At 57.0% G+C, this 22657-nt stretch carries 21 protein-coding genes; 1 reads left to right on the top strand and 20 read right to left on the bottom strand.

All coding sequences use genetic code 11. The features are described from left to right. The 4 genes from CL546_RS09915 to CL546_RS09900 form a co-directional block, all read right to left on the bottom strand. On the bottom strand, positions 1–925 hold a 925-nt coding region (locus CL546_RS09915; RefSeq protein ID WP_290494551.1), incomplete at its 3' end, for a hypothetical protein. Positions 926–1308: 383 nt separating this feature from the next. Continuing rightward, positions 1309–2049 (bottom strand): enhanced serine sensitivity protein SseB C-terminal domain-containing protein, encoded by a 741-nt coding sequence (locus CL546_RS09910; protein WP_290494549.1) that lies wholly within the window; start codon positions 2047–2049, stop codon positions 1309–1311. A 94-nt stretch (positions 2050–2143) separates the two neighbouring features. Beyond that, entirely contained in the window at positions 2144–3571 is a 1428-nt protein-coding gene (locus CL546_RS09905) for a PDZ domain-containing protein (protein ID WP_290494547.1), read from the bottom strand. Between the two features lie 89 nt (positions 3572–3660). Next, complete coding sequence (locus tag CL546_RS09900; protein ID WP_290494545.1) at positions 3661–4569, bottom strand: oxidoreductase; 909 nt, start codon at positions 4567–4569, stop codon at positions 3661–3663. Positions 4570–4773: 204 nt separating this feature from the next. Between CL546_RS09900 and CL546_RS09895 the strand changes: the two genes are divergently transcribed. Then, entirely contained in the window at positions 4774–5190 is a 417-nt protein-coding gene (locus CL546_RS09895; RefSeq protein WP_290494543.1) for a thioesterase family protein, read from the top strand. Between the two features lie 27 nt (positions 5191–5217). On the opposite strand, the gene CL546_RS09890 is transcribed toward CL546_RS09895, so the two are convergent. The 16 genes from CL546_RS09890 to CL546_RS09815 form a co-directional block, all read right to left on the bottom strand. Further along, positions 5218–6930: a bifunctional helix-turn-helix transcriptional regulator/alpha/beta hydrolase gene (locus CL546_RS09890; RefSeq protein WP_290494541.1), complete on the bottom strand. Its 1713-nt coding sequence runs from the start codon at positions 6928–6930 to the stop codon at positions 5218–5220. Between the two features lie 114 nt (positions 6931–7044). Continuing rightward, positions 7045–8250 (bottom strand): BaiN/RdsA family NAD(P)/FAD-dependent oxidoreductase, encoded by a 1206-nt coding sequence (locus tag CL546_RS09885; protein WP_290494539.1) that lies wholly within the window; start codon positions 8248–8250, stop codon positions 7045–7047. A gap of 179 nt (positions 8251–8429) precedes the next feature. Continuing rightward, complete coding sequence (locus CL546_RS09880; RefSeq protein WP_290494538.1) at positions 8430–9416, bottom strand: hypothetical protein; 987 nt, start codon at positions 9414–9416, stop codon at positions 8430–8432. Between the two features lie 12 nt (positions 9417–9428). After that, positions 9429–11900, bottom strand: a complete 2472-nt coding sequence (locus tag CL546_RS09875) for a galactose oxidase-like domain-containing protein (protein ID WP_290494536.1) — start codon at positions 11898–11900, stop codon at positions 9429–9431. A 475-nt stretch (positions 11901–12375) separates the two neighbouring features. After that, a complete protein-coding gene (locus CL546_RS09870; RefSeq protein ID WP_290494534.1) occupies positions 12376–12642 on the bottom strand; it encodes a hypothetical protein in 267 nt (88 codons plus the stop codon). A 151-nt stretch (positions 12643–12793) separates the two neighbouring features. After that, positions 12794–13762 (bottom strand): cysteine synthase A, encoded by a 969-nt coding sequence (gene cysK, locus CL546_RS09865; protein ID WP_290494532.1) that lies wholly within the window; start codon positions 13760–13762, stop codon positions 12794–12796. A gap of 39 nt (positions 13763–13801) precedes the next feature. Further along, the gene (locus tag CL546_RS09860) at positions 13802–14827 is read right to left on the bottom strand and encodes a CNNM domain-containing protein (RefSeq protein WP_290494530.1); all 1026 of its coding nucleotides are present in this window, start codon (positions 14825–14827) and stop codon (positions 13802–13804) included. Positions 14828–14884: 57 nt separating this feature from the next. Continuing rightward, positions 14885–15628: an S-methyl-5'-thioinosine phosphorylase gene (locus CL546_RS09855; RefSeq protein WP_290494528.1), complete on the bottom strand. Its 744-nt coding sequence runs from the start codon at positions 15626–15628 to the stop codon at positions 14885–14887. Further along, the gene (locus CL546_RS09850; protein WP_290494526.1) at positions 15628–16200 is read right to left on the bottom strand and encodes a hypoxanthine-guanine phosphoribosyltransferase; all 573 of its coding nucleotides are present in this window, start codon (positions 16198–16200) and stop codon (positions 15628–15630) included. The genes CL546_RS09855 and CL546_RS09850 overlap by 1 nt, the downstream gene beginning before the upstream one ends. Next, positions 16187–17344, bottom strand: coding sequence for a mechanosensitive ion channel family protein (locus CL546_RS09845; protein WP_290494524.1), 1158 nt, complete (start codon positions 17342–17344; stop codon positions 16187–16189). Before CL546_RS09845 ends, CL546_RS09850 begins: the two co-directional genes overlap by 14 nt. A gap of 41 nt (positions 17345–17385) precedes the next feature. After that, positions 17386–18432 (bottom strand): beta-N-acetylhexosaminidase, encoded by a 1047-nt coding sequence (gene nagZ, locus CL546_RS09840; protein WP_290494522.1) that lies wholly within the window; start codon positions 18430–18432, stop codon positions 17386–17388. Continuing rightward, positions 18432–18902 (bottom strand): L,D-transpeptidase, encoded by a 471-nt coding sequence (locus CL546_RS09835; protein WP_290494520.1) that lies wholly within the window; start codon positions 18900–18902, stop codon positions 18432–18434. Before CL546_RS09835 ends, nagZ begins: the two co-directional genes overlap by 1 nt. 80 nt (positions 18903–18982) lie before the next feature. Then, complete coding sequence (locus tag CL546_RS09830) at positions 18983–19639, bottom strand: TetR/AcrR family transcriptional regulator (RefSeq protein ID WP_290494518.1); 657 nt, start codon at positions 19637–19639, stop codon at positions 18983–18985. Positions 19640–19749: 110 nt separating this feature from the next. Next, a complete protein-coding gene (locus CL546_RS09825; protein WP_290494516.1) occupies positions 19750–21033 on the bottom strand; it encodes a hypothetical protein in 1284 nt (427 codons plus the stop codon). 17 nt (positions 21034–21050) lie between these two features. Next, positions 21051–21842, bottom strand: a complete 792-nt coding sequence (locus CL546_RS09820) for an outer membrane lipoprotein-sorting protein (RefSeq protein WP_290494514.1) — start codon at positions 21840–21842, stop codon at positions 21051–21053. A 280-nt stretch (positions 21843–22122) separates the two neighbouring features. Continuing rightward, positions 22123–22653: a hypothetical protein gene (locus CL546_RS09815; protein ID WP_290494512.1), complete on the bottom strand. Its 531-nt coding sequence runs from the start codon at positions 22651–22653 to the stop codon at positions 22123–22125. Between the last annotated feature and the right edge of the window lie 4 nt (positions 22654–22657).

Genomic DNA, 22657 nt, shown 5'->3' with positions numbered 1-22657 from the left:
CGGCCTCATAAACACAACGGCGGATTGCCGCCGAATGTGGCAGAACAGGCCTACTGGAAAGCTCAAAAGACGGTGGCCTAAAACACTTGACCACTACATGAGTGGAAATATACTGGTTGTCCAAGTTCGCAAACCAGGAAACCTCACGCTCCGGATCCGTGTTGCAGCTACCGTAAAAGGAACAGGCCAGAGAGTGGGCAAAGTTATAGGCTGCACGCCATACCGGAGGATCATTTGCCGGGTTGTTCTCACTTGCTGCAGCGTAAACATCCGCAGGAACACGGGGAACGGTAATATTATCCGAGCTGGACTCCACTGCGTCACATGCGGCTTCACCGGATACGGTGCTACCGTCTGCCAGAGTCACCTCGACCTCGGGAAGCTTGACTCCTCCAGCCAGGTCCTTTCCCTCATCCGGCACATAAACGCGGTAAAGCAAGGTGCTATCGCCGTCTTCCGCGTAGTCGTAGAGCGTATTGGCCGCTTCGCTTTCCGGCGCTTCACCGGCAGCCACTTCCAGCTCATAGCCACGAAACTCAGACTGGCGCTCAGCTCCGCCGGCAAAGGGATTAATTGCGCCCGCATTAGGCACAATCGCATTATCACTAATGGCGTGGGCTGGCGTACCATCGGAACGGTAGCTGTTAAACGAAATGTATCGCGCGTAGGGGAAGTCGCCCTTCAGCTTTAACGTGGCCCCTTCCGGCAACGTGTATTGTGCACTCCAATACGCGGCCCCCGTATCCGGATAAGCAAAATTCCGGGCAGGAATTTCCTTGATGTAAGGCCCTGTCCAGAAACAGGTATTTATATCAGTTGGATTTGGAACAGTCTCTGTCCCATCAGCAACGCCATTACTGCTGGAATCACCACCACAGGCCATCAACCCCAATGCCAGTGACGTAATAATTGAAGCTCTTATCATTTTCCCTTTTCTCCATCGAAAGGTTTATTGCTTTTCATGAATCGGCAACGCCGAGCCATGGGGATCCTAGCAATCAACCTCAGAAGAAAGGGTTGCAAAACGAGTCAGAAGGAGCGGCCAACAGTGGCAATTCGGGTCACATGAAGGAAACGGATTTTCATCATTGCGCTTTTCACCATCAAGGTGTCGTATGTCACAAAAAGGGGGGGAAGGAGCACGAGGCTATCGTAGGGCTGTAAGGACCCGTCCCTGTGTCTGGTTATACAGACGCGGTGCCAACTTCTGCACGACGGGGTGTCGCGCTCGGTGTCAGAGCCTGCTCTAAGGAGCAGACACCCTACCCAAACCAGTGCCCTCCCTCTTCATACATCACTGATTATTGCTCAACCTTTTTCATAAAACGCCCCACTCTTTTTCATGTACTCGCCAATACCCGTTCCATTGACGACCACGAAATCAACCGCTTGGCCGGATGGAGCGGTATCCACAACCACAGATCCTGCCTCAGACATGGCAACCTCCAGATCCAGCCCTTCAAATCCCACCACCAACGTCGGCTTCTGCGACATTTCAGGATCATGCATCAGGCATAGATAGGCGGCTGTCACACCAGGGTGGTCAGGCAGAAGCTGCTGCAAGGCCTCCACCATGGCCGTGGGATACTCTGCTGGTTGGCCAAGCATCACCCGCGTTTCTTTCTCCACCACCCGGGTGTCGGCTTTCTGGTTCATGCCGGTATCCAGCAGGGCATCAATTTCGTGAGGAACAAATTCCTTGCCGTGATCCGATTTCGGATTGAGGAACAGTGTAGCCCCACGCGTCAGTTCAAACAGGCTGCGGGCAGGCAGTGACAGGTAAGACGTCTCGGCATCGATGGCCAGTTGCAGCGCTTCCAGATGGGTAAAAAACGGAATCACGGGGCTTCCATCGGCCTTTTCCCAATTTACCAGTGACACATTGGCCCCGGCAGGAATGGTGAGGTGGCCCTGCGCGTTCAGGTCAGGCTGGTCCGTATGACCGATCACAAATACATCCGCCTCCATCAGAGCCCGGTAAAAAGCTGGCCGTTGCGACGGCTCCTGTGCAGCACGCTTTAAAGCCTTCGCCAATGGGATATCTGTCATGTCTTGTGTTGTCCTTGCTGTCTTTTTCAAATGGCATGCAGGCCACCGGTTCGTTTGCTGTTGTGGTACAAGCAGATTTTAAGACCGGTACTCTCTACATACCCGGACACTGGAATTTTTTTCTCACCACAGCGCGGCACCCCATGGCAGAAAAAGAGCCCAACCGGTCGCAGCCTTCCAGGGCAACGGCTAGCTTGGTGCACTCCACTGCCGTGTCGGTTAGGGTGCTCTGAACAGAGGATGATGGGCCCGCTGCCACTGGTGAACGGGCTGCAACACTGCGCTGTTGAGCTCCACGTTCCAGTGCCACAATCAATGTTTCGCTCATGCCAAGGAACAATAACAAATCCCGATTCTCTGGGGTCAGTTCTGGATAACGAAAGAACGGATGGCTGTCGATGATGTTCTGTAACTCGCCCATACTCGCGCCTGCCTTCTCCCGCTTCAATAGCGCGCCCACCGTCGCGCTCTCATCAGGCCCGACGTTCAACAAGGCATAGTTTCCCGGAAAAATATCACCACAGGCACGACACGCTTGCCGATACGCCCGGTATACGGCAACCGGATCATCCGCTTTTTCCTGGATCCCGAGCACGCGCCTGTCAACCTCTCTGCGGTTAGCAGATAGGTCATAGATGGAGGAATAAGCGATGTAACCTGCCAGCGTGTTGGTTTTTATCGCACGTTCATACGCCGCTGCTTCCTGCTTGTTTAACGTTTCCCTGAGCAGCTTAGCCTTCGGCAGGTAAGCCGGGTCTGCCACATCATTGATGTAATCAGCCAAACCACTTTGTGTTGGCGACCGTTGAATGGCTTGCCAAAGGAGGGTTTTCGAGGCCGTGAGCTTCCCGTTCTTCACCAGGGCGTGGTCCGCGGGAATGATATGGGGCGCAAAGGTTATCGTTAGTGGCTCACCATTGCGTTGCAGCCGAAAAGTTACCGTGTCACCGAAACGGACAGTCTGGATATCCGAGACCAGAGTGCCCATGTCTCTATATTTCTTGCCGTTATAATCCAGAACTCGATCGCCCGACTGGAAACCCGCCAAGTATGCAGGGGAATTATAAATCACGTTTTCAATACCGACGTATGCTGTACCAGCAGGCTCGGCCGCTTCCTTAAAGCTGAGCCCCATGAATGGCCGTTCACCGCGAATCGCAAACGCCTTATCGAAGCGCCCAATAGCTATATCTGCTTCCAGCTCCGAATACATCGAGAGCTGCACGCCTTTGTCATACAAGCCCACAAATCGCAGCCCGGTAGCAGGAACAAAGATCTTCACCGGACCTTGCCACCCACCTTTTATCATCTCTCCTTTCGACACCATGCCATCGGGTCTGGTAATGGTCACCGGGCCGGTGACGGCATTATCTTCCATGACGAAATTGCTCTCGTCCGTTGTCAGCACACTGCCATCTTGCAAAGCAAATTCCACAGCCATGGCGTGCGGTGCACACAATGCCCCCCACAAAGCCAACCCCACCGTCGCAGCCCGAAACAACCCATCGACATATCCCCCCACGTTTTATCCCCTTTCAAAGACCATTGGCCACACGCCTGCTGGCGTACCTTTCAATAATAACGGCTTATGTTACTTCCTGTTCAATGCACTTATGCATTCAGGTAGCGAACACCGGTGAGGCGTTCGGATTCCTCCCATAACCGTTGCGCAAGCGTTTCATTATTCGTGATTTTTCGGGCAAAGGCCGGTGCCGGGTAGCCTCGCAACTCGAGAATTTTTCCATCCGGTCCGTAATAGCCTCCGGAGACCACCTCATCACTGGTGGCCGCCATCACCCCCGGCAGGCAGCCCATCTCGGCTGGCTGAGCCATAACCTTGTTGAACAGACCGCCGCCGGGAATGGTGTCCTGCAGATGGGTCGCCGAGTAACCAGGGTGGGCAGCCATCACCTGGATGTTTGAACCACGCTTGCGTAAACGGCGGTGCAGATCTTTGGCGAAAACCAGGTTAGCCAGCTTGCTCTGGCAATAGAACGGCCAGCGGGAATAACGCTTCTCGGCATTGAGATTTCCCCACATGATCTTGCCGCTACGGTGCGCCAGGCTGGAGATCTGCACGATGCGCGGAGCCGGCGCCGCTTCCAGCAGTTCCAGCAAAGGGCCGGTAAGCGCAAAGTGGCCGAGATGATTGGTACCGAACTGTATTTCAAAACCATCCTTGGTGCGCTGTAGCGGGGGCGCCATCAAGCCCGCGTTGTTGAGCAGAATATCCAGCTTGCTGATACGCTCTTTCAGTGCCACAACAAACGCCGTTATCGATGCCAGATCGGCCAGATCCAGCGGCATAACAATCAAGCTGGCATTCGGTGTCAGTCCCCTGACCTGCTCCACGGCTGCTTGCGCCTTGGCCGTGTTACGGCATGCCATGATCACCTCTGCACCGTTGGCGGCAAATAATTTCACCGCTTCCAGGCCAATACCGCTGTTGGCTCCGGTAACCAGTATGGTCTTGCCGGTGAGATCAGGAATCTGTGTCGGGCGCCAGCTGGATTTGGCCATGGGATCCTCCTTGAGTCATAGGTGTTGGCACTATTGTTCGCAGGAGCCAGAACCGTAGCACGTTCCCGTTGGGCCAATTCGCCTGCAGGGCCGCCAGCAACCGGGCCCGCACCTGGGCACCGCAAGCCCACTTATTAAAATGCCATTTCACATGCGCCATTGGCACTTGCTAAAATAACCGCTTGCCCCCCACCGGAGCCTCCCATGGCGCGCGTTACGCTGGATTTGCCTGAACAGTTTCTTTACACCCACACCATCAACGTGCGCATGACCGACCTGAATACCGGCAAACATGTGGGCAATGATCAGATGATTTCGCTACTTTCCGAGGCCCGCTACCGGTTTTTCTGCGATATTGATTACAGTCAGGAACGTATCGTGGTGACCGATCTGGTAGCCAGCTATCGTGCTGAAAGCTTTGCGCAGGACGACTTGCAGTTTGAAGTGGGGCTGATGGATTTCAACAAATACGGGGCGGACCTGATTTTCCGGGTGACCAAACAACCCAGCGGGCAACTGGTGGTGCTAGCCAAACAGGGCTTCGTTTTCTTTGATCACCACAACCACGGCGTGATGCCGGTGCCCGAGGACTTCAAGGCAAAATTCCCGGGTATTGTCTGAGCATTTGCCTCCTCCCCCAGCAGACGGTCAGCCGCTCTGAGTGTCCGCCGGCAATTCAAGTAATTCGCTGAGGAAGTCCTCCCAAACCGCATAAATCATAAAACGCCCCAATCCTGCAAAGCTGCGGAATGCTACACCGGGAATATCGGACGCCAAACCACGAGCACTGCCGATAGAGATAATACGGTCGTCTTCACCATGCCAATGCATCACCGGAATGGCGATATCACCCAGATCTACTTTCCAGGGAAACTGCAGACGCAGGTATTCATCGATAAGAATTTTTGCCCCCTGAAAATGGCTCCGCCGCATACACTTGATTAAGCGACTCAGTAAATCCGGATTGCCAAGAACCTCCTGATCGTGCTGACAGAGCGACTTGGCGAGCTTGGCAAAATATTTTTCCGGGGCGTGCTGCACACCACGTAACCCGAGCCGCCCCATCAACACAAAGAGACGTGGATCACGACGAAAAAGCCGGAGGAACATCTTGTGTAAACGGTCCAGTTTATCCAGTTCGAAATGCTCGATGGGGACAGTGCTGGCAAGAATGCCCAACCGCTCAAAAAGATCCGGATGCGTGGCGGCTGCGCACAGGGCATAGGGGCCACCACCACAATACGCGGCCATCGGTGGGCGCTGGATTTTCAGGTGCTGACAGAGGGCCTGGATGTCGTCACCAAAATCCCGGAATTCAAAATTTTTCTTGTAGGTAGAAATGCCATATCCCGGGCGCACGATCATGATCATGCGTAAGCCTTTTTCCCGGTACCAGCCATCAAAAAACGTATGATCGGGCACCGCAGCGCCCAGGTTATCCAGCGTCAGCACCGGGCGCCCATTCGGATCGCCATACTCGTACCAGCTGAGTACCCGGCCGTCGGGCAGCGTCAGTGTAAATTCACGTTCAGCCTGCACCTGCGGCAACCGGGCGGCTTGCACCAGGGCATGCCCCATGGCCTGGCTAACCAATTGCACTTGGCTGCTGGCGTTGAGTTTACTCATGGTGGACTTGAGCTGAGTACGCGCCGTGTGCACGCTGATATTGAGTAGCTCGGCACTCTGGTTCAGATTGCCGACTTTGCAAAGCAGGTGCAGCAAACGAGATTCTGCATGGGTAATGTGAAAGACGGACCGAAGCATCTCCGGCGAGGGTGTCACCATGCTCTGTCCGGCCAATACCCAGACGATGGTTCGTACCTGAGAAATACTGCCCGGCGCATCGGATTTTTTCACTGGCAGGCAGAGTAAGGAAACCGAGTCTTGCTGGGAGTTGAGAAGCTGTGTTTCCCGCCCCGTTTCCAGTGAAATCACACGCTTCAACGACTGGCGCAGCTCCCGGTCACTGAACTGCAAGGAGCGATCCGGCAGGATTTCCACTGGCCCACAGGACAACACCTGTTCCGCTACCGGATTGCATTCGAGCACCCCCATCCGCTCATCGAGCATCAGCATGGGCCAGGGCATCTGGTTATACATGTCGTTGAGGATACGGGTGCGATCCTCAAGCGCATGCATGTACGCACTGCTACGTACGGCACGATCAAGATGATTGATCAGCACTTCGACTTCCGCTGGGGTTCTGCGGCTATCGATATCGGTGCTTACCAAGTCCGACGGAGGGCCTGAGGGAATATCTGTCCAGCTGGTAATGGTATCGACCAGATCCACCCAGTCGCCGGGGGAAAGCGCGGTTTCGTAAATCTGCCCGATTAGCTCATCATTATCCGTGTCACTCACCACCACCCCACCTGCCCGCGCACTTATTAACCTTCATCATAGAAAGGGGGTCTCAGAGGGGCAAGCGTTTCAGGATGCCGTTCACTTCATCCAATCGTCCACCAAGGCAGCGATTTACAGCGCCAGCCCCGTACACCAGCCATTGGCCCAGGCCCACTGGAAATTAAAGCCCCCCAGCTGCCCGGTTACATCCAGCACTTCGCCAATGAAATGCAGGCCCGGTACGGTTTTGACTTCAAAGGTTTTTGAGGAAATCGCATCGGTGTCCACCCCGCCCAGGGTCACTTCCGCGGTGCGATAGCCTTCTGTGCCAGAGGGTTTGAACGCCCAGCCTTTCAACGTCGCGGCAACGCTGGCCAACCGTTCATTATTGAACTGCTGGAGATTGCCTTGCCAGCCGAATTGCTCGGCCAGCGCAGCCGCCAGCCGCTGGGAGAAGTACTGGCGCAACCATCTTTCCAGGCCACGGTTGGGGTGTGCCCGGCGCTCCTCCACCAGTTGCTCGAACGGATCCGCCACCTGGGGCAGCCAGTCCACGGTCACCGGCTGGCCCGGCGTCCAGAAGCTGGAAACCTGCAACATGGCAGGCCCGGACAGGCCACGATGGGTTATCAACATGGGCTCGGCGAAGGACGCCGCTGAGGTTTGCGCCACCACGTCCGTGCTGATACCTGACAGGGCTGCCAGCCAGGCCTTGTCATCAGGCTGCAGGGTAAACGGTACCAGGCCGGCACGGGTAGGCAGAACGTTTAACCCGAATTGTTCCGCCAGTTGGTAGCCAAAACCGCTGGCCCCCATGGTGGGAATCGATAGGCCACCGCAGGCCACCACCAGCTTCGCACACTGGACGGTCCCCCCGCTGGTGCTCAGCGAAAAGCCCGATTCTGTTTGTCTGACGCGTCGAATATCGGTCTTCAGGCGGATCTCGGCTCCGGCCCACTCACATTCCGTCAGCAGCATGCCGAGAATGTCTTTGGCCGAATCCGCGCAGAATAGCTGCCCGGGCGCTTTTTCCACGTGCTCGATACCGTGACGCTCCACCAGCTCCACGAAATGCCAAGGGGTATAACGCTTGAGAGCCGATTTGCAGAAATGCGGGTTGGCGGAGACAAAATGCTCCGGTGTGGTATTCAGGTTGGTGAAATTGCAACGTCCGCCACCGGACATGAGAATCTTCTTGCCGGCCTTGTTGGCATGGTCCAGCACCAGCACCCGATGGCCCTGGTAGGCCGCCGTGGCCGCACACATCAGCCCGGCTGCGCCGGCACCGATAACCACCACATCTACCTGGGTTGTGCCTGCCCCTGCTTTATCTGACATGAAACCACCAGCCTGAATCCGGCCGGCAAGGATAACGGGGATGCACCGCTAGTGCCATCGGTGCCGCAGAGCTGCACCTGCAGCTCTGCCTAATGGGTTTAGCTGATTTGCAGTGATTGGACTGTATCTACCGATCCGGGGGCCTGCCCGACCAAAACAGCCCCCCCCGATCGATAAAGTCAGTGATGCCCGCCACTGGCAGCGATTTGCTCTCCGGGCAACCAGTCCACCACGCCTTTTACAGCCACTGGTTTGCCGTCCACCGTGATCGGTAACGACCAGCTTGCCACTCGGGCACGCTGTCCCGCTTCAATCACGTCTGCCGGCGCTCGTAGCGCCCCGAAGGTCGCCCGAGGTTCTGTCCAGGTGTAGCGTGAACCGCCAGCCACTTTCACCCACCGGGGCTCTCCATTACTCCGGTTCGTGTTCATGAAACTGCCGCCAGGGCCAATACGTAAATGGGGCATTCCCTGGGCATCAGCCACCACCACCGGCTTGCCGCTCTGATTGTGGATGTGCACCGCCGGCACGGTACCGGGAGAGAGGCCTACGGTAACCCCGGCAACGGGGGTAGCATCCGAGGTCAGACGCGAATGAAAGGAGCCTGGCGGCAAGGGTTCATAACGAAAAGCACCTGCCAGCGCTGACGCCTCGCCATCAAACCGCACCGGCACCGACCATTCAGCCAACCGCGCGGGCTTGCCGTCATGCTCTACCTGGTGGGGCACCTTGATGTCGTCGGTGCGCAGCCTGGGATCAAACCAGCCCCAGTGGGGTTTCTTGTGCACCAGCGCCCAGCGTGGCTCTGCATCCTGTGCCACCCCTTTCGGAAGCGGCACGCCACGGGCGGCAGTCTGGCTACGGTACCAGGCAGGGCTGGCCAGATCCGCCTGCACCCCCTGCTGGTTGATTCGCAGGAAGCTTCTCCCTTGTGCATCAAGAATGTCCAGCGTGTGGGCACTGTCGTTGGCAACCACAATCTGTGGCGCCACCGTGGTCTGCACCTGAGCATTGATACCTTTCAGCGTAGCCGGCAGCGAATCCATACGTGCTTTGACCGCCTTCGCCTCCGGCCCATGAGCCAGAAGCAACGCCGGAACCGTCACCAGCACAGCGCCTAGCGAGCGGGCCAACGCACGCGAAGGATTAAACGAAAATAAAGACATCCTCATCACTCCTTAGCGTTGAGCCATCAAACCCGGGCTTTCCTCAGGCAACATCACCTGTACCGGCGCAGAGACGGACGGCACCACCATGTTGGAGCCATCGCTGGCGATACGGTTAACAAACAACATGTAATGACCGGCCGGAAGTACCGCAGCATTTTCCGGAATTTGTACGCTCACATTGCCGCCACTAACAGTATGCGGGAGCACCACGTTGCGCTGATCCCCATCAACCAGATGCGTGAGACTGGTACGGCGCACCAACATCACTTCATTGATTGCAGCCGCATCATCCACGGCGATGTCGATGGAGTCACCATGATCCACTTCACTAGGGGCCTGCTGGATTTCGGGGCGATCCTTGAACACATACGGCGGGCTATATATTTCGAAGGACGGATCACGGCCATCATTCGGAGACAGCCCCAGCTCTTCCAGGTTAAGGCTGAATAAGTAAGCGGTGTTAATTGGCGCGTGACCACCGATCAACAGACGGCCATCAGGGAGCAGTAACGCGGTATTGTGATAGGTTCGGGGGTTCAATGAGGTCGCCATTTCCGTCCACTCACGGGTTTGCGGATCATACCGCTCGGTGGTTTGTACAGGCGTCGCCGACCCCGGTAGGACGACCTCATCCCTGTTGGCGCCGTTAAATGCCATCACCGAACCATCAGGCAGCAATACCCCGGTGGAAAACCAGCGTGGACCATTCAGATTACCAACAATCTCTGAGGAGTAACGCATTCCTGTTTCGGTATCGGCATCCACATTCACGGTGTCCAGACGGCTATTGGGGACGGCCAGGTAACTGCCCGGGCTGGAGGCGGCTACTGCGCCGAGCACGCCACCGGCAGTCAGGAATTGTGCTTCGCTGTAGGCGCCGCTTTCATCCTGGCGCAGCGGCATCATGATAGAGAAGCTTGAACCACGGAAACCTGCGCCGATTAAACGGTTGGCCACCTGCGGGTCCGCAATATCGCCAAGCAGGTTCTCGACCTGCTCCAGACTGCTAAGCGGGTCACCCAGCAAGTTGGTGAGCAGCCCCTCTCCTGTCCCGATTAAGTCCTCTACCAGATTCGGGCTGGTAAGAGTCAGTGCAGAGGTAATGCGCTCCAGACCGAGTTCATCGAGCTGCACATTCAAGCCCGCGTAGCCAAGATCAGTCCAGAGCTGCTCTTGCGGATCATAAACCGATACGAAGTTCCACTGGGCCTGATTGTATGACTGGCCAAAAGGGTTAAAAGCCTGCCCGGCAGCGTTATAGAACACCTTGCCGTTAGGCAGTAGATGCAGGCGGGGATACAACGGCAACGCTTTACCCGCGGTGCTGTCCAGTCCCTCAAGCGGCCGGTCCCCATTCTCGGACCAGGTCCCCGCTTCCAGATCATAGGTTTCGCTGGTGCGCACATTATCGGCAGACTGCAGCAATTCACGCAGCCCTTCGCTTTCTCCACCCAGCAAAGCACCGGTATAAACTGGCTTGAGTAGCTTGGTCACCCCGCTTGCCACGAAAACATCGCCATCGGGCAAGGTCACCATGCTGGGGTACCAGCGGCCATGGTTCATGTGACCGGTCTGGGTCCAGCTGTTGTCCTCGGGATTGAAAATACGAGCGTCTTTGAGGCCTTCCAGCTCCACGACGCCAATATCGTCGGGCACGCTGATTTCACCAAAATTACTGGGCAAAGGAATTTCGGTATCAATGGAGCCCAGCACATCTCGGGCCTGGGGAAAGACCGACCCAAGTGATGGTTCAGTGTAATAATCCGTGCCGCCCACTGCCATGATTCGACCATCCGCCAGCTGGATAACATCGGCACAGAATAGAGCGCCGTCATTGCCTTCTGTGCTCTCCGCGTCGCTCAATTCACCGCCCGGCAACAACGTATCACTGTCGTTTCCGTCCACATTGGCACCACCACGTACAGGCGAGGGCCGTTGCCAGGAGATTTCATCGTTGGCACCGGCGGGGCCGAAATTGAGTACTCGCGTTTGATCATTAACCGCGACGAAACCAAATTCTGCAACGATAGAGAATTCAACGTTCTCTGTACCCTCCAGAGCATTGAAATAAACCAAACGGTTATCCGGTAACAAGGCGATGGACCCGGCGGCAGGCTTGCAGCGCAACGAACCTTCCGCGTCTTCCAGGCATTTATCCTCGGTGGTAACCACCTTCAAATTCTCGCCAGTACTGGAATCGCTGTAGCGAATGGTCGGTTCAGCAAACGGGCCATCAAATTTGCCTAACTGGCACTCATCACCGTCACAGCTATATTCGCGGCCAGCGAAAGATGCCCTCGTAGGCGCTGGAGCCGGAGCCATAGGATCATCTGCACTGGGTGTCTCTTCATCTGGGGAAGGCGAGCCACCACCGCCCGTGTTTGCGGTAGGGCTCGCGCTGCCAGAACTGCTGCCACCGCCACAGGCGAGCAACGCCGCGGTGAGCAAGCCCAGCCCTATCAGGCGCTCTAGGTTCTTCATTAGTCTTTCTCCCGAGGAATTGTTATTTGAAATCGACATAACGAGTCACGCTGTATACATCGCATGACGCGATTGTGCGCTCGCAGAAAGAGGACCGTCATGAAGGGAGTTCCCGGTCTTACTACACGACGACAGTTATTCACCGCCGCGCCATCGGGCTTAACAAAAAAGCTGTCAATATTTCACGCGCTACTGACACATGAAGGAGAAGTGAAGCGTTGAAAAGTAAAACAAGGAATTTAAAGAGACTATAGTGCTAACAATGCAGACACACTGCAAAGCCGCTTAATAACGACGCAAACCCTCCCGGCAATGCCACGGGCTGTAACAACGCAATGAGGCGAACAAAAGGGAAGTCGTGCAGAAAAATATTCCGCGGAAGACATTAGCTTAATGAACGGCGACATTCGCCGCCAGGCACATGGCTTGTCTTCCCGGAATCCGGCTTGCGTTATTCAGTAACGCCAGCCATCGATTACTGAATAACGGAAATTTCGGCGGTGGTGCCGTAATGTTCGCTGGTTGCCTTGATCGCGGCAGCGCCATTGGCCACCTGAATGTCGTTGCGGTAGCGGCCGCTGCTCATGACCTGCTCGCCTGGCACTATGCGGGTGCCCTGTGGCGCATCATTCTGCACGATAGGAAGTTGTTCCTGCCGCTCACTGCTGCTGATGTCATCTTCTTCAAAATAACAACCACTGAGCAATGTGGCACCGCAGAGCATGACTGCGAGGTATTTCATGGTGCTCTTCATGGTGTTCCCCCAATAGTCCGCCTGAAGGCGGAAGCTGCCCGTGTACGGGCTTATGGTGCAGTTATACCCTGCCCGCCCCTGACAGTACAGCGCTCAGCAGCGGGATTAGTGCCACTGAGCACCATACTGCCGGGCCGTGTTACTGGCCGAGCTCTTGCTCAGTGAAGGTATCGGCAAACAAGGGGGAGCTGAGGTAACGCTCCCCGGAATCCGGCAGCACCACCACAATGGTCTTGCCGGCGAATTCTGGCTGCTGGCTGAGACGATCCGCTACACACATGGCCGCCCCGCAGGAAATACCGGCCAGAATGCCTTCTTCCTGCATCAACTTGTGGGCCCACTCCATGGCCTCTTCGTTGCTGACCTGCTCAGCCCGATCCACCACTGACATATCCAGGTTCTTCGGTACAAAACCGGCACCAATGCCCTGAATCTTGTGGGGGCCATGGGTCGGCTCTTCGCCCTTCAGCGCCGCCGAAATCATGGTCGAGGAATCGGGCTCTACGGCCACGGCGGTAATCGCCTTGCCCTGAGTGTTTTTGATGTAACGGGCCACGCCGGTGATGGTGCCACCAGTGCCAACCCCGCTCACCAGTACATCGATATCCCCGCCGGTGGCGTCCCAGATTTCCGGGCCCGTGGTCTTCTCGTGGATCGCCGGGTTAGCCGGGTTATTGAACTGTTGCAGCATCAGGTGGCTGTCCGGGTTTTCCTGCACCAGCTCTTCTGCCTTGGCGATAGCACCGGGCATGCCTTTCGGGCCGGGCGTCAGCACCAGTTTGGCTCCCAGCGCCTTGAGGATCTTGCGGCGCTCCAGACTCATGGAGTCCGGCATGGTCAGAACCAGATCATAGCCCCGGGCGGCCGCCACATAGGCCAACGCAATGCCGGTGTTACCACTGGTGGGTTCCACCAGCGTCATGCCTGGCTTCAGTTTGCCGCTCTTCTCTGCGTCCCAGATCATGGACGCGCCGATCCGGCACTTCACACTGCCCGCCGGGTTACGGGATTCGATCTTGGCGAGAATATTGCCCTGACTGATGCGGTTGATCTTCACCAGGGGGGTATTACCGATGGTTTCACTATTGTCTTGGTAAATGCCGGTCATAATGCTCTCCTCCATTCTCGGCGCGCGTTGCGCAATGCCTTACTGTGGTTTGTCCTGCTTTTTCAGCCGCCGGTTCCAGCGTTGGCGCGCATACAGGCGCAGGTCGGCCACGTTATCGGTTTCATCCATGATTTCACGGCCCAGGATGCTTTCCAGAATATCTTCCAGAGTGATCAGGCCCACCCAGGTGCCGTGGTCATCATAAACCACTGCCATATGCTGACGTTGGGTCAACATGGCGCTAAACAAGTCTTCGATATTGAGCGTGGTATGCACCATGGACACCTCGCGGGCCAACGCCTGCATGGTCTGGTCCGGGCCACTATCCAGCAAATCGGATTTATGGATATAGCCTTTTGCTTCACCACTGGCGCTCATCACCGGGTAACGGGAAAACGGCTGCCCCTTCTCCCGCTCCTTGAATTCACTCACAGTCAGGCCCGGCTCGACCACCCGGCAAACCGTACTCGGGGTCATAATGGCACCCACACGAATGTCGTGCAGACGCAGGATGTTGTGGATCACCCGATGCTCGTCATCATCCAGCGCGCCCTGATCCTCGCCCATATCCGCCAACGCGCGAATTTCCGCCCGCACATCCACATCATGTTCGTTGCCACCGATACGGCTGGTTATCAGCTTGGACAGCCACACAAACGGCAGCAGCGACACCATGATTACCTTGAGCGTGGGCGGCAGCATCGGTGCCAGTGAACGCCAGTATTTCGCGCCGATGGTTTTGGGGATGATCTCGGAGAACACCAGAATCGCCAGCGTCATAATGCCCGACGCCGCGCCCAGCCAGGCCTCACCAAACACCACCGCCACCTGGGCGCCGACACCGGTGGCGCCGACCGTATGCGCCACGGTGTTCAAGGTCAGAATCGCCGACAGGGGCTTGTCGATATCATCCTTGAACGCGCGCAGGCTCGTATACAGCTTCGGGTTACTGTCACGCAGGCCGGCAATAAAGCTGGGGGTAATGGACAGCAGCGCCGCTTCCAGCACGGAGCACACAAAAGAAAAGCCAATGGAAATGGTGGCGAATATAATCAGCAACGTCACCGATGCATGCTCCTTATGCCAGCAAGCAACCTGACAAACCGGTTGCCTGAATAGGGGTTATGACGGCGAATAGTGTCGAGCAAAGTCCGCCAGCAGTTGACGCACATTGGCCATGCCATCGTGGATGACGGCTTCGATTTCCGCCATGGTAATTTCATGGGTGGACTTGCCGGCGGCCGGATTGACCACCAGGGACAGCATGGCATAGGGCAATGCCAGTTCCCGGGCCAGCACCGCTTCAGGCATGCCGGTCATGCCAACGATATCGCAGCCATCACGCTCCAGGCGAGCAATCTCCGCGGCCGTTTCCAACCGGGGCCCCTGCGTTGCACCGTAGCAGCCGCCATCACTCCAGTTCAGCTCCGTGGCTGCCAGCCGGGCTTTGAGAGCATTACGCAACGTCACATCAAACGGCCAGCTGAAGTCCACATGCACCAGCGGCTCATCCGGATCATCAAACAAGGTCATATCCCGGCCGTAGGTGTAATCAATGATCTGGTCCGGTAACACCAGCGCACCGGTGGGCGCCTGGGCGGTAATGCCACCCACCGCATTGGCTGCCACAATCGCCGTGGCACCCGCCTCTTTCAGTGCGGCCAAATTGGCGCGGTAATTCACCTGATGAGGCAACAGCACATGGGGATCACCATGACGGGCCAGAAACAGCACCCGCTGACCATCCAGCGCCCCCTCCACCACGGGCGCGGAAGGAGCACCAAACCGGGTTTCCACCGTGTGGGTATTGATGATGCGCAGGTTGTCCATGCGCGTAAGGCCGGTACCACCAATGAACGCCAGCATCAGAGGTCGCTCTCTTTTACCGCGTAGATGCCCGGCGCGTTACGCCAGAAGCCCTTGTAATCCATGCCCATGCCAAACAGGTAATAATCGTCTGCTTCCAGCGCGGTAAAGTCGGCTTTCAATCCGGGTTTTGCCTTGCGATCGTGCTGCTTATCCACCAGCACACAGGTTTTCACCGACGCCGCGCCCTGGGCTTTGCAAGCCTCGATGATCGACAGCAACGTGGACCCCACATCAAGAATGTCATCCACGATCACCACGTGGCGCCCTTCCAGGGTGGCGTTGGGCGTCACGATCCATTCCACATCGCCACCACTGGTGGCACCCAGATAGCGGCTGGCGTGGAGATAATCCATCTCCAGGGGAAAATCCAGACGCTTGACCAGTTCCGCTGCGAAGATCATGCCGCCATTCATGATAGTGACGAACACCGGCACCTTGCCGGAGCAGGCTTCGGTCACTTCAAAAGCCAGCTTGGCGATGGCTTCCTGTACCTGATCGGAGGAATGCAGTTCGATGGCGTTACGACGAACCTGCATCAGTTCCTGTTGCAATGTATCAGCGCTGGACATGCTGTGCGTCCTCCGGATTGTTGTCTTCCAGGCCCGTTGCCGGGGCATCATCATTCTGGCTGACCAGGTGCAAGGTGCGCGTGGGGAACGCAAACTCGGCACCGTGCTCATGGACGATACTCATGATCTTCATGAGTACGTCCTGTTTGATTTCATGGTACTGCACCCATTGGGTGGTTTTGGTGAACGTATAGATAAAGAATTCCAGGTGTGAGGCCCCGTAGCTATCGAAGTTCACGATCAGGGTACGGTTTTCCGTTTCCAGGTCTTCATGGTCAATCAGCATGGCACGCACGTCGGCCACAATGCCGGGCATCTTTTGCCAGTCATCATAGCGAATGCCGACTTTTTCATTGATACGACGGTTGTACATCCGCGACGGGTTTTCCAGCACGATGGAGGTAAACATGGCATTGGGAATATACAGCGGGCGCTGATCGAAAGTACGAATGCGGGTCAGGCGCCAGCCGATATCTTCCACACTGCCTTCAATAGAGCGATCCGGAGAGCGCACCCAATCCCCGACCCGGAACGGTTTGTCCAGATAGACCATCATGCCGCCAAAGAAATTGGCCAGCAGATCCTTGGCCGCAAAGGCCACCGCCATGCCACCAATGCCGCCAAAGGCCAGCACCCCGGAAATGCTATAGCCCAGTGTCTGCAAAATGATCAGCAATGACGTAATAATCACCGAGACCCGCAGCAGTTTCGCAACCGCAGCAGCCGTGGACCGATCCATCGGCTTGCGCATGCGGCCCGGATCAATCAGGTTTTTTTCCGTATAGGAAACAAACCGGTTCAGGAACATGGCGATGATGATAATAAAGGCGATACGACGCGCCTGGGGTACTAACTCAAACAGGGCGTTTTTCTCGGTGGACACCGCCTGCAGCAGCTCCATGGACACGGACAAGCCGATCACCCAGAACACCAGACGAACCGGGATACGCGCCGCCTCCAGCAAGGCGTCATCCCACAGGGTGTCAGTTTTACCAATCAACCGCTCTGCCACATCGATACTGCGCATCAGAATAAAGTTGACGGACACCGTGCACAGTACAATGACAAACAGCTGCGTCAGCCAGATATCCATTGGCGTCTGATCCGTGGGCCACTGCAGCAATTGATTCCAGTCCCAATTCATTAATCTTTTCCTTCGCTTTTACTATTCAGTGAAAATCGGTTTTATACCGCAACCTGCTCGCGCAGTGCAGCGGCCAACTCAGTGGCAATGGCCCGGCGCTCCGCCACCATGGGCAAGCGTGGCCGGGCACGCAGCCCTGCCGCCGGCACCTGGCCCTGAAACCGGTTCGCCTGCAGGAAATCCAGTACCTGCTCGGCCCCTTCCCGGCAATTGCAGGCCAGCACCATGTCACAACCGGCCTCCAGTGCCGCCTGCGCCCGTTGCGGATAACCGCCCACACCGTGGGCACCCGCCATGGACAAATCATCAGAAAAAATCACACCGCGGAAGCCCAGTCGCTCACGTAACTGTGTCTGCAACCAGAAGCGAGAGAACCCGGCTGTCTGCTGCTCCACCGCACTGTAAATCACATGGGCGGGCATGATGCCGTCCAGCTTCGCCGCCAACGCCATGAAGGGGCGCATGTCTGCCGCCTCCAGCTCAGCCAGCGGGCGCGGGTCTATCGGTAATTCAAGGTGCGAGTCGGCAACCACATGGCCATGGCCGGGAAAATGCTTGCCCGTGGCCGCCATGCCCGCGGCGCTCATGCCATCGATAAAGGCGCCAGCCAGGGCGATCATGGCATCTGCGTCACCATGGAAGCTACGATCACCAATCACCGAGCTGTTGCCGTAGTCCAGATCCAGCACTGGCGCGAAACTGATATCGATATCCAGCTCGGTCAGCTCCGATGCCATCAGCTCCCCCAGCAGCGCCGCTTCACGAACCGCCTCTGTGGGAGACTGGTCATAACGCTGCCCCAGCGCGGCCATAGGCGGCAGGCGGACAAAGCCGTCGCGAAAGCGCTGCACTCGCCCACCTTCCTGGTCCACCGCGATCAACATGTCCGGGCGTACGGCCCGCACCTGGCGCACCAGTTCAGCCAGCTGTTCGCGATTGGCATAATTACGGGTAAACAGAATCAGACCACCGGCACCGGGGTGTGCCAGCATGTCTTTTTCCGAGGCGCTGACCTCGAGCCCTTCCAGGTCGAGCATTAATAACGGGGAGGCGGATGCAGACATGGCAACCTTGTAGGCAGAAGACATTAATCGGTGATCGTCACCCGGGTGCCTACTGGCACCTGGTCAAACACGCGAATCACCGCATCGTTTCGCATCCGGATACAGCCATGGGAGGCCGGTCTGCCCATGGGCTCACTGTCCGGTGTGCCGTGAATATAAATAAAGCGCCGAAAACTATCCACGTCGCCGCCCAGATTCCGGCCCGGTTCCAGACCACCAAGCCAGAGAATGCGACTCAGCACCCAGTCACGCTCGGGAAAACGGGCGCCCAACTCGGCGTCGAACACTTCACCGGAAAACTTGCGGCCCAGCAATACCGCCCCAGGCGGTAACCCGGCACCAAAGCGGGCCCGAACCACATGGTCACCACGGGGGGTAGCACCACTACCCATGGCTTCGCCAGCTCCGTTAGCAGCTGAAGAGATCGCAAAGCGCTCGGTCCGGGTGCCACGCAGCTCCAGCCATTGCTCAGACAAGTTGATAATCAGTTCCATGGGGATAGTTTCAAGTTGAAAGTTCGCCGTTGCAACGCGCGAACTATTGCCAAACCTAACGAACAACGTCTTTGCAGCGTCTAGCGTTCCGTTTGCAACGGCTGATCCGGCACTTCCGCCTGAATGCCACCGACCAGAAACGGCAGCAAGCGCTTGGTGATATCCGCTGTGCTCGCGTCCATATTGAAATCGGCCTTGCTGATGCTTTGCAGCGATTGCATGCCCGACAGAGTGAAAATGACCGCACCGAGGCTGAACTGTACACGCCAGAACAGCTCCATAGGCGGCACCCCGGGCACTGCCTGATGCAAATGGAGCTGCAATCGGGCGAACACGGCACCGTAGTGAGTATGGAGATATTCGCGCAGGTGCCCTTGGGGCTGGCTGTAGGCCTGACCCGAAAGGCGAAAGAAGATCGCCGCGCGTTGAGGGTCATCCGGGTGGGTACCCAGGGCCAGGCGAAACACGATGCCGAGCACGTTCTCGGGGGTATCGGGAATCCCGGAAGCTTCCATTTCGTCGAGTTTGGCATCCAGCGCCAGGCTGAAAGGCGTCAGAAAGCGTTCAAAGACAGCCTGAATCAGCGCTTCCTTGGAGCCAAAGTGGTAATTCACCGCCGCCAGGTTCACCCCGGCCTTGCTGGTAATCGCACGCAGGCTGGTTTCCGCGAAGCCCTTCTGGGCAAACAATACCTCTGCGGTATCAAGAATCCGGTCTACTGTGCCCGCCTGTGCCATAGCCTGCCCTGTGCGTTCAAAACATACGTTTCAAACATACGTTTGGCTGCCAGGAGGGTCAAGAAAGAAAGGCGATCGTTCCCGTCAGGCCTTCGGCGTCAAGCACTGCTCTAAAAGTAATACACCAGCTCCGCCTGAACGAAGTCAGACCGGCTAATCGGGCCCAGGCCAGGATTGCTGTTGACGTTACGCAGGACATCGCGATACAGCGCGGAGGCACTTTGGGGCTTGCCGGTATCGGTATAGAACCGCGCTTCAAGGCTGGCCTTTAGACTGTTGCCAAAACGGCGGCTGGATTCCAGGCTGATGGCTTTTTCCTCGTCTTGGGTGTCATAAATAATACCGGCGAGGATCTCCGTGGAGGCCACGTCATTGAAGGTAAAACGGGTCCCCAGCAGCACATCGCTGGCCAACGGCGACGCCAGACTGTCCTCCCGGTCTTCCCAGATGTATTCCACAATCCAGCCCAGATCCGTGGCCGTATCGAACAGCCCCACCTGGGTAAATTCAAAACCACCATCCACGGCATTAAAACGCTCGCCCTGCCCGGACCGACTGATCGCTTCCAGCTTCCACAGCCAGCCGCTATTCAGGTATTGCAACTCCAGACCGGTCTGGTCGATCACGTTGTACAAGGGGGTAAATTCCGGGTCGCTACCCGACGGCAATTGCCCGCTGGCAATCAGCGCCTGCAGCTCGGCCAACGTCAGGGAATCCGGAACCAGCAACGGGTCACGGCTGGTGCCGGAGAAGTGTGACAACGCCAGCTCCAGCCCGTTGTCGAAGTACTGCTGGTAGCGAATGGCAAAATCCACCCGCTGGTTTTCTTTCGAGGATTCGTACTGCGCGTTATCGGACACCGGCAACGGTGTACGCGGACGCCCCTCTTCACCCGCGTAGGTGCGCTCACGGAAACCGGGCAGCACGAACACATCGACGATGCCCCAATCCCGTACCGTGGACAGATTAATCATGGGCTGGCCGAGCTTTTCCTCGCCATCCACCTGATCCACCTGGTCGGTCTGGTTAATGATATCCACCAGATGGCGGCCTTCGGTGACGCCCCAGAACACCTTGCGAATCCCCACCCGGGATTCCCAGCCATTGCCCACATGAATCCAGGACAGCTCACGGATGTCCCAGTGGGTGCGCTCAGAGTCATGCTCATCCACCCGGACATAGGGAATGAAGGTGAACAGGTCATCGCGGTTATTCCACTCATGGAAAACTTCCGGCTTGATATAGCCGGAACCATTAGTGGAATAATCCGCCTGGGGATAGGGAGAGTCCTGGGTAAAATAACGTCCTTCGAGCGCCACTTCACCGCGAAACTCCCACGCAGGGGAAATGAGAGGCACCGTCAGCAACGATGCCGTTAGCAGCCAGTTTTTCATGTTCTTAACGGGCGAAATCAACGGGCGCGTTTCAGGCTGTTCTTGTTGAAATCCGATTCGCTCAGGCCCGTGTCATAGCGATAGTTGCTCCAGAACAGGTCCGTGGATTTCCCTGTCTGGTGATTGACCATGGACATCTTGCCCGGCTGCCAGTATTTGTCTTTGTACTGGGAGAAATCACTGGCCGTCAGCGTCTTAAGCAAGCTTTCCTTGCGATCGTAATAGTCCACTTTCCAGGTCCGGTATTCCTGTTGGTCAATCCAGGAAACCTGCCGGGTGTAACCGGAATTTTCATCCTGCGGATAGCGCTCCACCACGAAGCAGGTCAGTTCGCCACACGCTTCGTCACGCAGGTACTTGTAGGTGTACTTCTCCACTTCCTGGCCGCGCATGTCTTCAAAACTGAATTCACTGCCCATGAAGGGGCCGGATTTGTTCCGTGAGGCAATGGTCTTTACCCGGCGCAATGCAGGCAGGTACAGCCATTGGTCATCATCACGGGTCTTGTAGCTGAACGTGAGCATGGCCGTGCCGCGCACGTCGCGGGGGGTATCGAAGATAGTCAGGCTCTTGTCACCCTCTTCCTCGCCGGTGCCTTCCAGCGTCTTCACTCGCAGCTCCCGGTCCGAGGTCTGGCCGCTCTTGCTGATCAGCACCATCTTCATGTCGGCCTGAAAATCCCCAAAGCCTTCGCCACGGCTATCCGCCTCCCGGGCGATCTCAAGGCCTTTTTCTTCCGGGGTCTGGGCCAATACGGCAGGTGTGGCCAAGGCCATTAACAAAGCGGCGGGCAGTAAACGGGCGTTCATCGCATTCCTCACGGTGTACATGTCTGGGGCTGCGCCGGTAAAGCGGGCAACAGCATGTTTACCATGATAGCGATCTGGATAGAAACAGCGATGCCAGAAGGGGCCAAAAGATAATTGGCAGTTGATAGTGGACAGCTACGCGCCCCTACGATGCTTCTGGTTTCCAACGTAAGAGGCCGCGCCCCTTCTCTGGGCGCGGCCTCTTACATTGGAGCTAATAAAAGTGCTCAGCCGCGCACTGCCAACTGTCCACTATCAACTGTCACCTGACCTTTGACCTTCACCACTCTTCCAGGTAGCCCATGCAATGCTCCACCAGCTCGCCCACCCGGGTCACGCTGTCGGCAAGACGCTGGAGATCCCCTTCGGCCAAAGGCGCGTAGCGGTCCTCGGCCATCAGGTTGAGGGCATTTTCTTCGCTGGGTGGCGCCGGGCGACGGGCCAGGCCTGAGGCCCCCAGTGCCGTCTGCATTTCCCCATCCAGCCAGGCGATCAGATCCCCCCGGTCGGCACGGGCACGGGCCAGAATAGCGATCTCCGGGGCTTCAACCCCGGCATCACGGAAAGCTTGCTCCAGCGCCGCCAGGCTGAACAAGCTGTCCGCACCGTCTACCTGAAAGGTCTTGCCGGATTGTCGCGCCAGCCCCACCAGCACCGAATAAAGATGAAACACCACCGCACCGCGTAGCGCCAGGCGCACGGTGGGCGTGGCATCGGCTTGATCGTGGATGAGTTGGCGTAACAGGGCATTGGCAAAATAAATTCGCTCGCGCAAACCGCTTACGGTGTTGTCTCGAACCATTCTGGACATAAAA

The organism is Alcanivorax sp., assembly GCF_002726155.1.
GTDB lineage: Bacteria > Pseudomonadota > Gammaproteobacteria > Pseudomonadales > Alcanivoracaceae > Alcanivorax.
Note: the sequence above shows the minus strand (reverse complement) of the source record. Positions and strands in the feature narration are given on the sequence as shown.